The sequence below is a fragment of the Pseudochrobactrum saccharolyticum genome (assembly GCF_008801715.1).
GTDB classification, from domain to species: domain Bacteria; phylum Pseudomonadota; class Alphaproteobacteria; order Rhizobiales; family Rhizobiaceae; genus Pseudochrobactrum; species Pseudochrobactrum saccharolyticum.
In genome coordinates this window covers 295,325-307,122 of record NZ_VZPG01000001.1, presented here as the reverse complement: position 1 = coordinate 307,122, position 11,798 = coordinate 295,325, and the positions used below count along the sequence as shown (strand labels likewise).

The 11,798-nt window shown below is 51.0% G+C and carries 10 protein-coding genes; 8 read left to right on the top strand and 2 right to left on the bottom strand.

Features of this window, described 5'->3' with window-relative positions; genetic code table 11:
• Positions 1 to 2: 2 nt before the first annotated feature.
• A complete protein-coding gene (locus F7P81_RS01530) occupies positions 3 to 908 on the bottom strand; it encodes an MBL fold metallo-hydrolase (RefSeq protein WP_151158247.1) in 906 nt (301 codons plus the stop codon).
• 186 nt (positions 909 to 1,094) lie between these two features.
• Here F7P81_RS01530 and puuE point away from each other — a divergent pair, with 186 nt between their 5' ends.
• The 8 genes from puuE to F7P81_RS01490 all read left to right on the top strand — a co-directional run bounded on the left by puuE (position 1,095) and on the right by F7P81_RS01490 (position 10,619).
• The gene (gene puuE / locus F7P81_RS01525) at positions 1,095 to 2,012 is read left to right on the top strand and encodes an allantoinase PuuE (RefSeq protein WP_151158245.1); all 918 of its coding nucleotides are present in this window, start codon (positions 1,095 to 1,097) and stop codon (positions 2,010 to 2,012) included.
• 1 nt (position 2,013) lies between these two features.
• Complete coding sequence (locus F7P81_RS01520) at positions 2,014 to 2,520, top strand: ureidoglycolate lyase (protein WP_151158243.1); 507 nt, start codon at positions 2,014 to 2,016, stop codon at positions 2,518 to 2,520.
• 149 nt (positions 2,521 to 2,669) lie between these two features.
• Positions 2,670 to 4,151: a xanthine dehydrogenase small subunit gene (gene xdhA, locus F7P81_RS01515; protein WP_151158241.1), complete on the top strand. Its 1,482-nt coding sequence runs from the start codon at positions 2,670 to 2,672 to the stop codon at positions 4,149 to 4,151.
• Positions 4,148 to 6,532, top strand: coding sequence for a xanthine dehydrogenase molybdopterin binding subunit (gene xdhB, locus F7P81_RS01510; protein ID WP_151158239.1), 2,385 nt, complete (start codon positions 4,148 to 4,150; stop codon positions 6,530 to 6,532). Before xdhA ends, xdhB begins: the two co-directional genes overlap by 4 nt.
• 1 nt (position 6,533) lies before the next feature.
• Positions 6,534 to 7,055, top strand: a complete 522-nt coding sequence (uraD, locus tag F7P81_RS01505) for a 2-oxo-4-hydroxy-4-carboxy-5-ureidoimidazoline decarboxylase (protein WP_151158237.1) — start codon at positions 6,534 to 6,536, stop codon at positions 7,053 to 7,055.
• 27 nt (positions 7,056 to 7,082) lie between these two features.
• Entirely contained in the window at positions 7,083 to 7,439 is a 357-nt protein-coding gene (gene uraH, locus F7P81_RS01500; protein ID WP_151158235.1) for a hydroxyisourate hydrolase, read from the top strand.
• Positions 7,440 to 7,520: 81 nt separating this feature from the next.
• On the top strand, positions 7,521 to 8,342 hold the full coding sequence (locus F7P81_RS01495) for a DUF2793 domain-containing protein (RefSeq protein ID WP_151158233.1): 822 nt from the start codon (positions 7,521 to 7,523) through the stop codon (positions 8,340 to 8,342).
• A gap of 411 nt (positions 8,343 to 8,753) precedes the next feature.
• Positions 8,754 to 10,619 carry a polysaccharide biosynthesis protein gene (locus F7P81_RS01490; protein ID WP_151158231.1) on the top strand — a complete coding sequence of 622 codons (1,866 nt, stop codon included), beginning with the start codon at positions 8,754 to 8,756 and terminating at the stop codon, positions 10,617 to 10,619.
• Here F7P81_RS01490 and F7P81_RS01485 read toward each other — a convergent pair whose 3' ends face one another.
• Entirely contained in the window at positions 10,620 to 11,600 is a 981-nt protein-coding gene (locus F7P81_RS01485; RefSeq protein WP_374828060.1) for an MraY family glycosyltransferase, read from the bottom strand.
• Between the last annotated feature and the right edge of the window lie 198 nt (positions 11,601 to 11,798).

Genomic DNA, 11,798 nt, shown 5'->3' with positions numbered 1-11,798 from the left:
GCTCAGGCAGGCCGGTAGAGACTGTCGGGCATCGGGTCGCCGTCGGTTTTGACTAATCCGCGTGAGACCAGATCTTCCAGATGGGCGAAAACCGAAAGCCCTGCAGCGCCATGCAGACGCGGATCAGTATCACGATAAATCGCGGCGACCATCTGCGCGATGGTTTCATCGCCCTGCATCACCCGCTCAAACACGGCCCGCTCGCGCATTTTTCGGTGAGCACGAAGTCCGCGTAAAAAACGATGCGGCTTGGCAATCGGTGCGCCATGCCCCGGCAGATAGAGATTGTCTTTGCGTTTGAGAAGTTTTTCCAGAGATTGCATATAGGCGCGCATGGAGCCGTCCGGTGGCGCAACAATGGTGGTCGCCCATGCCATGACATGATCGGCGGAAAATAAGATGCCGCGATCATTGAGTGCGAAACAGGCATGGTTGGCCATATGGCCGGGAGTATGGATCACCTCTAGTGCCCAGTCAGGATTGGTGAAAATCTCTCCGTCTTTGGCGCAAATATCCGGCGCAAAATCTGTGTCTACACTGGCATCCAGTGCATTACTCTCACCGTCAAATAACGGACGGGCGGATTGATGCGGGCCTTGTGCAATAACGATTGCACCGGTTTCACTTTTCAGTCTTGCGGTCAGCGGTGAATGATCGCGATGGGTGTGGCTGACGAAAATATGACTGACCGGCCTGTCTGCAATAATACGCATCAGCGTTGCAAAATGCGCTTCATCTTCCGGCCCCGGATCGATAATACCGAGCTGGGCTTTGCCGATAATATAGCTGTTGGTGCCGTAACCGGTAAAAGCACTGGCATTATTGACGGTTACGCGCAGAATATCCGGCGCAATCTGCACCGCTTCACCATAGGCCGGATCAAATTGCGTATCAAATTTCAGAGACATCAAAGAGACTTTCCGGCAGGCATCACAATAATAACAGGGTGTCTATAAAGGCTTTTCAGTGACTTGTCCCGTTTATCCACTCCATATATTATAATCGACAATTATTGTTAAAATTGTCGACAATTTGACATTGACAAAGTGCCCGATGTTTTATCATTTTGAGCGGACAGAATTGGGGAGCAGAACATGCAAAAATGTGGTGAACGTGAATTTATCGGATATGGCCGTCATACGCCGGATCCGCGCTGGCCGAACGGCGCGCAGATCGCCGTGCAATTCGTGGTCAATTATGAAGAGGGCGGTGAAAGCTGTGTTCTCGATGGTGATGCCGGTTCTGAATGCCTGCTGTCCGAGATTGTCGGCGCGCAAAGCTGGCCGAAACAGCGTAACCAGAATATGGAATCGATCTACGAATATGGTGCACGCGCCGGTTTCTGGCGGTTGTGGCGCATGTTCACCAAGCGCAATATGGATGTGACTGTCTATGGTGTGACTAAAGCCATGGAACGTAATCCGGAAGCCGTTGCGGCGATGAAAGAAGCAGGATGGGAAATCGCCAGTCATGGCTTGCGCTGGCTGGAATATAAAGACTTCACAGAAGAAGAAGAACGCCGTCATATTCAGGAAGCCGTGCGTCTGCACACAGAACTGACCGGCGAGCGCCCTTACGGTATCTATCAGGGCAAACCTTCCGACAATACATTGCGGCTGGTGATGGAAGAGGGTGGTTTTGTCTATTCCGCTGATTCCTATGCCGATGAACTGCCTTACTGGATTGAAGGGCCAAAAGGGCTGCATCTGATCGTGCCATATACGCTCGATACCAATGATATGCGCTTTGCCACGCCGCAGGGCTTTAATGCCGGTGACCAGTTTTTCAACTATCTGAAAGACACTTTTGATGTGCTTTACCGCGAAGGCGGGGAAGGCGCGCCGAAGATGATGTCTGTCGGTCTTCACTGCCGCCTTGTCGGCCGCCCGGGTCGCGCCGCAGCACTGGAGCGCTTTTTGGATTATGTGCAGTCCCATGACAAAGTCTGGGTCGCCAAGCGCATTGATATTGCCCGCCATTGGCATGAACATCACAAACCGGCAAGGCAATAAGATGGAACTAATCAATTTGCCGGTACGGGCTTTGACGCCGGAAAATTTCGCACCTTTCGGGGATATTATCGAAACCGGCTTGGGTGAAGTTAAGCTCATCAATTGGGACATTACCGAACGCCACCATGCACTGGCGAAAGCCGATGTTATCGGTGAGGAGCCCCAAGTTTTGATGAACATCTTCCGCAGCAAGCCTTGGCAGCTGCCGCTGACCATTAAGATGGTTGAACGCCATCCGCTGGGCTCGCAAGCCTTTATGCCGCTGAACGGACGCGACTATCTTGTGGTGGTTGCAGAAGATAATAATGGTGTCCCGCATCAGCCTGTGGCTTTTCTGGCGCGGGGCAATCAGGGCGTGAATTATCACCGCAATGTCTGGCATCATCCGCTGCTGGCGCTGGATGAGACTTCAGATTTTTTGGTGGTGGATCGTGGCGGTGCGGGCAATAATCTGGAAGAATATTACTTCCCGCAGCAAAATTTCACGATTTCTGACAGGGAGATTTGACCATCCGGTCAGATGCTCCGAATACACATAGTTTAAAAGCGGCATGAAACAGATCAGAAATGTCGCTTTAAAACGCAACTCAAAGCTAATTTGCCGCATTTGTCACGGCACATCTTGACGAGTATTCAGAGGCGTAACAATCTGGTCTTATGACACAGATGATCCGTTTCTTTCTGAATGGTCACCGGCAGGATGTTCAGATCCGGCCAGATACAACGGTTCTGGAATGGCTGCGCGGGGAGGCGCGGCTCAAGGGAACGAAGGAAGGCTGTGCTGAGGGGGATTGCGGGGCGTGCTCCGTTTTAATCGGCACAGATAAAGACGCAATTGCGCAGGCTGACACTGCGGCGGGTGAACCACAATCGAACAATGCCGACGGAGCATTTCGCTACCGCGCTGTTAACAGCTGTATCCTGACAATGGGACAGCTGGACGGTCAGGCATTGGTCACGGTTGAGGGATTGAAAACCACACAACTCCATCCTGTGCAGGCGGCAATGGCCGAAAACGGTTCATCGCAATGCGGTTTTTGTACACCCGGTATTGTGATGTCGCTCAGCGGACTGGCTGCGGATTGTGCAAGTCACGGTACCAAAGCTGACGATCAGCTGATCCATGACACATTGGCAGGCAATCTCTGCCGCTGCACCGGCTATCGCCCGATTGTTGAAGCCGCCCGTAAGGTGATTGCAGAAGGTGGCGCACCGGTAGCACAGCCGGTTTCCGGTTCCTTGCAGGATATCCGTCCGCAAACAGGTTTCAGCCATGGCGGCTCAACCTATCATCAGCCGCAGACACTCAAAGAACTGGTGGAATTACGTGCGCAATATCCGCAGAGCCTGCTGCTGGCTGGCGGTACTGATCTCGGCGTGGCGCTGGCCGATTATCACAGCGACTGGAATGAGGTGATCTCGACAGCGCATGTGCGTGAATTGCGGGAGATCCGTGAAGATCAGAGTTCTTTCCGGTTTGGCGCTGCGGTGACATGGGCAGAGGTGCTGAAAACTATCGGCAATCATTATCCGTCACTCACTACTTTGCTGCGCCGTTTCGGTTCTGTACAAATCCGCAATCAGGGCACGATTGGCGGCAATATCGGCACGGCCAGTCCGATCGGGGACGGGCCACCAGCGTTGATCGGTCTTGGCACTGAGATTGAACTGGCCGGCTCAAATGGCAGTCGTACACTGCCGCTGGAAGATTTCTTCCTCGATTACCGTAAGACGGAACTGCGCGGTGATGAGGTGATTGCCTCGGTTATGCTTCCGAAGCTGACTGCCACACAGGATTATCGTGTTTATAAAATCTCCAAACGTTACGATCAGGATATTTCTACTGTTTGCGGTGCATTCCGCATAACGCGGGAAAACGAGATTATAACAGATGCCCGTATCGTCTTTGGCGGTATGGCAGCGATCCCGAAACGAGTGAAAAGTGCGGAACAGGCGCTGATCGGTAAGACGTTAGATGAGGCCGCAGTCGCAGCCTGTATGCAGGCTATTGCCACAGAGCTTAGTCCATTAAGTGATTGGCGCGGCAGTGCCGAGTACCGGTTGATGGTGGCGCAAAATCTGGTGGAGCGTTTGCGTCATGATCTGGCCGGTGAATTGGTGGAGGTGATGGCATTATGATAGCACTTAATCAGCCTTTCCCTACTCCAAAGAGTGCTTTGGATAAAGTCGAACGCAGTATTGTCGGACATGGTGTTGTGCATGATTCCGCCAGCCGTCATGTGGCGGGTGCCGCGACTTATATTGATGACATGCCGGAATTACCGGATACGCTTCATGCGGCTTTTATATTATCGCCGGTTGCCCATGGCCGGTTGAAAAGCATGGATGCCAGTGAAGCTCTGGCGCAGGCCGGTGTGGTCGGTATCTGGGATGTGCATGATATTCCGGGCATCAATGATGTTTCACCTGGTCTCCCCGGTGAACCGCTCTTTGCTGAGGAGCTGCTTGATCATCAGGGGCGGGCAATTGCGGTGATTGCCGCGACCAGTTTTGAAGCCGCCTATAAGGCCGCTAAGCTGGTGAAGCTGGATATTGAAGAACTGCCACCGGTGCTGGATGTGGAAGAAGCTCACCGGCAAAAGAGCTATGTGATCCCGCAACAGGTGGTGCAACAGGGCGATGCCAAAACCGCCGTTGCCAATGCGGAACATCAGTTTTCCGGCCGTCTTTCCATGGGCGGGCAGGATCATTTCTACCTCGAAACTCATATTGCCTATGCCATTCCGGGTGAAAACTGGCCGCATGAAAACGGCGATATGCTGGTGCATTCTTCAACGCAGCATCCGAGCGAAGTACAGCATCATGTGGCGCATGTGCTGGGGCTTCATGCCCATGCGGTGGAATGTCAGGTGCGGCGTATGGGCGGCGGTTTCGGCGGCAAGGAAAGTCAGGCGACGATTATCGCTTGTGCCGCTGCGCTGGTTGCAGCTAAAACCGGACGCCCGTGCAAAATGCGCCTCAAGCGCCGCGATGATATGATTGCGACCGGCAAACGCCATGATTTTGTAGTGCATTGGCAGGCAGGAACAGACAGTCGCGGGCGTATCAAAGGGCTGGATATTGAATTCCTTGCCCGCGCCGGAAACCTGCCGGATCTCACAGGGCCGGTAATTGCCCGTGCGCTGACCCATGCCGATAATTCCTATTTTATCGAACATGCGCATTTCATTGGTCATGCTTGCAAAACCAATACTGTGTCTAATACGGCATTTCGCGGCTTTGGGGGGCCGCAGGGGATTATCGCGATTGAAACAATCGTCGATACGATTGCCCGTGAATTGAAGCTTGATCCCAATCAACTGCGCGCCATCAATTATTACGGCGATGAGACTGGTGATGAAACGCCTTATGGCCAGAAGGTTGACGACAACCGTCTGGTACAGGTCACAGAAGCGCTGCTGAGCAGCAGTGACTGGCAAAAACGGCGTGTGGAAATTGATGCCTATAATGCGGGTAATCCGCTGATCCGTCGCGGATTGGCGATGATGCCGGTGAAGTTTGGTATCTCGTTCAATCTCACAGCGCTCAATCAGGCTGGTGCTCTGGTGCATGTTTATCAGGATGGTTCTGTGTTTCTGAACCATGGCGGTACGGAAATGGGGCAGGGACTGTTTGTCAAAGTCGCGCAGGTTGTGGCTGAAGTGTTCCAGATCGATCTGGACATGGTGCGTATCTCGGCGACAGCGACCGGCAAAGTGCCGAATACATCTGCAACGGCTGCTTCAACGGGTTCTGATCTCAATGGTATGGCAGCCTTTAAAGCGGCAACGGCGATTAAGGGGCGGATGACCAAGGTTGCCGCAGAACATTATAATACAGAAGAGAGCGAGATCATTTTCCGTGGCAACCGTGTCTATGCGGGCAATGAATCGATGTCCTTTGGCGAGCTTGCCAAGCTGACGTGGTCAAAACGTGTGCAGCTCTCCGAGGCTGCTCATTATGCGACGCCGAAAATCCATTGGGACGGCAAGACAATGCGCGGCCGTCCGTTCTTCTATTTCACCTATGGTGCGGCTGTTGCCGAAGTGGCAGTGGATACGCTGACCGGTGAAACGCGCTGCTTGCGGGCGGATATTCTGCAGGATGTCGGCTTTCCGCTTAATCCTGCGATTGATCTCGGCCAGATTGAAGGCGCTTTTGTGCAGGGCATGGGCTGGGTCACTTGCGAGGAATTATGGTGGGACAAGGCTGGACGGTTACGCACCGCAGGCCCTTCAACCTATAAAATTCCGGGCTCGCGTGATGTGCCGGAAATCTTCAATGTGCGGATTTTGGAAAATGCACCGAACCGCGAGGAAACGGTATTCCGTTCCAAAGCCATTGGCGAACCGCCGCTGATGCTTGGCATTTCCGTCTGGCTGGCAATCCGCGATGCCATTGCTTCGATTACGGATCACCAGTTTTCACCGGAACTCGATGCACCGGCCACACCAGAAACCGTGCTGAAATCGATCATCAAATTGCGTCAGCGCCAGAGTGGAAATAACAAGCAGGGTTGAGATGAATTTGCAGACCTTAAATTCGCTGTCAGAAACGGAATTTGTCTCTGCTCTGGGCGGTATTTTCGAACATTCCCCTTGGGTGGCAGAAGCTGTGGTGAGAGACAGGCCGTTCGCTTCAGTTTCTGTTCTGCATCAGGCGATGGTGCAGGTAGTTGAAAACGCGGGTGTAAACAAACAACTGGCGCTGATCCGTGCGCATCCTGATCTGGCAGGCAAAGCTGCGCGTGCAGGTCATCTCACCGATGCTTCTACAAGTGAGCAGAAGGGAGCGGGACTCGACCGGCTTGATGATGCGGAGTATGAGCGCTTTCATAGCTTAAATGATGCCTATAAGCAGCGTTTTGACTTTCCCTTCATTCTCGCCGTACGCGGTTTTGACGGTAAAGGACATGACAAACATTCCATCCTCGCCAGTTTTGAAACGCGTTTGAAAAACACACCGGCACAGGAAATTTCTGAGGCACTGCGGCAGATTGCGCGTATCGCTGAACTGCGGCTGGGGGATATGCTTGGCCAATAAAATATATGCAGCAGAAAAGGTATGGTTATGGCAAAACTCTCAACCCATGTTCTCGATACTGCTCATGGCAAACCGGCTGCCGCAATGCGTCTTGAGCTTTATCGGGTGAAGGGCAGTGGTGAGCTGGAACTGATTAAGCGGACTGCAACCAATCTTGATGGCCGCACTGATGAGCTTCTGCTCAATGAAGCGGAAATGCGTATCGGCACTTATGAAATTCAGTTTCATGTCGCTGAATATTTTGAATCGCAAGGCGCGGATCAGGCGAAGCCGCCATTTCTGGATCTGATTCCGATCCGGTTTTCTATTGCCGATGAGAGCGCCAATTATCATGTGCCGCTGCTGGTCAGCCCTTGGGCTTATTCCACTTATCGCGGCAGCTAAAGGCACGACGGGCAAATCTATCCCCGCTCTTTATTCTCTCCGTAGACTTTTCCCGTTCATGAGCAACGGGAAAAGCAAGATATGGAAACGACCCCTAATCTGAAAATGCCTTATATTCTGCCCAGTCAAGCGCAGAAACATGTCACACATAATGAAGCACTGCGTTATCTCGATGCGCTTTTGCATCTGTCCGTTCTAAGCCGGCAATATTCTTCAGCGCCTGTCACTGCGCAGGAAGGTGATCGTTATCTGATACCTGCGGGAGCCGCGGATTTATGGAGCGGGCAGGATGGCAATCTTGCAGCCTTTATGGATGGTGAATGGTTCTTCTTCGTGCCCTTGCGCGGCTGGATCATGCATATTGCTGATGAAAATGCGCTGTTCATATTTAACGGCAGTCAATGGCAGGCACTGCTGAACCCGCAGCCGATGGTTGGAGTAAATACGGAGGCTGATACCTATAACCGCTTGGCTGTAGCCTCTGACGCCGTTCTGCTGACCCATAGCGGGGCAGGGCATCAGCTGAAAATCAATAAAAACCTGAGTGAGAATACTGCATCCCTGTTATTTCAGAGTAGCTGGACCGGCTATGCTGAAATGGGAATCGCCGGTGAAAATAACTTCAGCATTAAAGTTGCAGATGATAGCGGGCAGTGGCGACAGGCACTGCGGATTGATCGTGCTAGCGGTAATATAGCTATCGGCTCGGTCTGGCCAACAGCACCGTTGCATGTTGAGGGGCCAATTCGCACCGGAAATTATGAGAGTGGTACATTGCCGGATGCTGCGCAGAGCGGTGCGGGAGCGGTTATTTTTATCAGGACAGGTCAGAGCGGGAAGCTTGCTTTCAGTGATGGCCAGCAGTGGCTTTGGGTAGACGGTAATCAGCCTGTTGCTCCATGATGTTGTTAAGTTTGTAATAGTTTGTTGCACGGCTTTCAAAACAATCGGGGGATTTCGATTGATATGTCGTGCAACAGCAGCGAATCTGATGAATTATAAGAGCCGGATAAATTTCTTTTACGGAACCTGAGAAAGCTTGATTGGTAAGGCAGTGGTCTATGGTTCATTTTGAGAAAAATTATGAGAAGCATCATTTTTATACGTCTGTCGCATAGCTACTTCTGTTCGCAATTCTTGTGAATAGTGGGAGATTTGCTGGTTTTGATATAAGTATTTTGTTAGTCAGTATAAATACGCTGTTTTATCTAAACTTAATATTCAATTGTTTTGGTCAAATTATTCTTTTGCCTGATTGTGATTGTGGAAGTAAGGTGCAAATTTTGCTGAAGAATAAGGTGAGAGATTAACCGCATGAAAACGGCAGATTTTTCAAGGCGGATTGCGGGACTCCCGCGATTTATAAAGCAACTTATCACACTGGCTGTGGATATTACGTTGTTGTTGCTTGGCGTCTATGTTGCCTATGTTCTGCGTTATGGCTTCCTGTTTGTGCCAAATCCCAAGCAAATATTGCTGATGCTGGCGGCTCCGCTGATCGCTGTGCCGGTTTTTATCCGCTATGGTCTTTATCGTTCCGTCATCCGCTATCTGCCGGAAAAGGCAATCTGGTCTATCTTTCAGGCAACCGCTGTTGCGGCTTTGCTATGGGTTGCTATCGCATTCCTGACTGAAATGACCGGCGGAACCGGCGTTCCGCGTTCTGTTCCGCTGATTTACTGGCTGTTGATTACGATTTTGGTTTCCATTTCCCGTTTCGGCGCTAAATGGATTTTGCGGGATAGTACGGGGCCAGTATCACGGGAAGTGGCTTTGATTATCGGTACCGGTGAAGCTGCACAGCAGCTGGCAGCGGCATTGCGTGTACATCGCGACACTTACGTGGCCGGTTTTATTGATCGTGATCCGTCATTGCTTGGTATGGATATTGCCGGAACCCGTGTTTATGCACCGGCGTCTATCGATGATCTGGTTAAGAATTACGGTGTTTGTCAGGTCGTGATCTCTGATCCGTCGATGGGGGAGACAGAGCGAAAAGCCTATGCCAGTATTTTAGGACGCCTGAAAATCCGTACCAGTATTCTGCCGCCGATTGCAGATCTGTCGCGGGGAAAATATCTGGTTGGTGCGCTGCGTAATATTGAAATTGATGACCTGCTGGGGCGTTCGCCGGTGCCGCCGGATGAGGCGATGCTGCAGTCGATGATTGAGGGGCACTCAATCATGGTAACAGGTGCCGGTGGTTCTATCGGCAGCGAATTGTGCCGTACGATCGTCAACTGGAAACCACGCAAACTGATTTTGTTCGAGGTCGGGGAATTTGCGCTCTATCAGCTGGAGCGCAAGCTGAAATCTGTCACGAATTGTGAAATCGTTCCGGTCTTGGGTTCAGTAACCCAGCAGGAACTGGTGGAGAATGTTATTCACTCTCACGGCGTTGATACGATTTATCATTGTGCTGCCTATAAGCATGTGCCTTTGGTTGAGGTGAACCCGCTTGAAGGCATCCGTAATAATGTTATGGGCACAAAAGCTGTTGCCGATGCTGCGCTGAAAACCGGCGTAGAGCGTTTTATTTTGATTTCATCCGATAAAGCTGTTCGCCCAACTAATGTTATGGGGGCAACCAAAAGATGGGCAGAATTTGTTATCCGCCATTATGGAGATCTTGCGCAGCAGAAAGGTTCGGCACAGTCATTTTCGAGCGTTCGGTTCGGTAATGTTCTAGGGTCTAACGGGTCGGTTGTACCGCTGTTTCGTGAGCAGATTGCTGCAGGAGGCCCTGTAACGCTGACTGATGAAAATATGACCCGTTATTTCATGTCGATCCGCGAGGCTGCAGAACTGATTATCCAGTCCGGTGCGGTTATCAAAAGTGGTGAGACGGCTTTGCTGGAAATGGGAAGTCCGGTGAAAATCAGAGATCTGGCTGAAAATATGATCCTGATGGCCGGATTGTCTGTGCGTGACATGAAAAATCCTGACGGGGATATTACAATTCGGGTAACCGGTATTCGCGAGGGCGAGAAGCTTTACGAGGAGCTGTTTTATGATCCGGATAAGGCATTACGTACCCGTCACCCTAAAATTCTTTGTGCGGAAAAACGTGGTACAAAAGCCGACGAAATACCGCAGCGTTTGCCGCACATGCAGCAATTCCTTGATGATAACGATGCGGAGGGCGCTAAAGCGCTGTTGTTCGATTATATCCGCCAGTAATTAAACTCTTTTGCGGAAATAAAGGATCAGCAGCGCTGTCAGCACCAGGGCGATTATCAGGCCGTATAATTGCCCGATAAGAGTACCTGACCACAGCGCGGCTGCAGTAATAGCTCCCAATATAAGATTGAGCAGTGCAAGGCTGCCGGTAACAAAATAAACGGATTTTCCCGAGCGTTTTGCAATCTGATAGGCATGGGAAGAATGCGCCTGTAAAATATTCTCACCTTTGCTAAGACGCAGGATAATCGTGCTGCCAGCGTCGAGAATATAATAAAGCGGCAGGATGAGAGCGGCAATAATACCTGCTTGTCCGGCAAAGAGCAGAAATACTGCACCGGTAATCAGGCCAAGCGGCAGACTACCGGAATCACCGAGAAAGATTGAGGCTGGCGGGCGGTTAAAAACTGCAAATCCTGCGAGAGCACCACTTATCGCCAGACTAATCGCCGGAATTGCCGGCTCCTGAAGAAATATAGCTGAGAGAATTCCGAGCAGGAATAGTGGAATTCCAATTCCGGTGACAGTCAGCCAATCCAGACCGTCCATAAAATTGGCGACATTAATACTTCCAAGGATAGCGATGCTCAAAATCAGCATTTCAAGCCAATAGGGGAGCAGATCGGGCAAAAGTTGAAAATTGGCACCTAAACTGTAAACCGCAAGAATTGCGGCCAGAAGTTGCAAGGGAAGTCTTGCGCGTACAGACAGTTCTTTTCGGTCATCCAGATAACCGATAACCCAGACTAACGAAGCCGCAATGACAAGGCTGATACTCATGCGAGCCGGTATCATTTCCCATAGGCCAAAAATAATTAGTGCACATATGAAAACCGGAATGCAGGCCAGTCCGCCGATTTGTCTGGCAGGGACAGAATGGTTGGAGCGCGGATTAAAGCCGGCAGCAAGAAAATTCGCAGGAAGTTTGTCTTTTAAAATCAGGAGCAGGAGCGTGGAGAAAATAAAGCACAGAGGAAAAATCCACCAATAAACTGACAAGCTGCTGTCTCCTGAAGTGTAAGGTAATCCGGCAAGCGGTTGAATATGATATAATTTAATCTGAAACGGATTGTCTGAACCTTTAAACTGTATCGGAGCGCAGTCAAACTTACTCAATTACTGTTGTCTTTACGCGTTTATGAGCTGCTTTTCCAGCATGTTGGAGAGTGGAGAACTTGC